General features: G+C 42.8%; 1 protein-coding gene. It reads right to left on the bottom strand.

The window, feature by feature from the left end; genetic code table 11:
- Positions 1–579: AMP-binding protein (locus tag BTA30_RS22420; RefSeq protein ID WP_142243738.1), on the bottom strand; the 579-nt coding region annotated here is incomplete at both ends.

Below are 579 nucleotides of genomic sequence, written 5' to 3'. Positions count from 1 at the left end.
GCTTTTAAAATGCCGAGAATTCCGACTGCAAGTTCAGGCGTGCGATTTGCTAATAACGCGACAACACTTTCTGAACCGACGCCATTTGCTCGCAGCGCAGCGGCTATTCTGTTGGCCCGTTCGTTTAGTTCCCGGTAAGTCAAGGTTTGTCTATCATGTATAACAGCCAGGGCGTGAGGTGTTTTGGCAGCTTGATGTTCAAATAAACGGCTGATTGTTTCGTGTTTCGGGTAGTCTTGTTTTGTCTGATTAAATTTGTGAATCAATGAGTTTGTCTCATGTTCATCCAATACATGGATATCTCCGAGATGAATGTTCTGATGTCCGATCACATGATTGAGAATATGAATATAGTAGGAAATCCATTTCTTGATCGTCTGTTTTTGATAGATGTCTGTGTTGAATTCAACATCAAAGCGGATTGTCCCTTGAGCTTCTTCAGCTGCATAAAGGGTCATATCAAACTTTGAGACTTTATGGACGTTATGAGCTGCAGCCGCCAAATGCAAGTCATGTAGAGTCATTGATTCCCGTTCCATATTTTGCAGAACGAACATGACGTCAAACAGCGGATTGCGG

Origin of the sequence: Bacillus swezeyi (genome assembly GCF_001969815.1) — a bacterium.
Taxonomy (GTDB): Bacteria; Bacillota; Bacilli; order Bacillales; family Bacillaceae; genus Bacillus; species Bacillus swezeyi.
The sequence above is the reverse complement of the archived record's forward strand: the minus strand, read 5'-3'. Positions and strand labels throughout refer to the sequence as shown.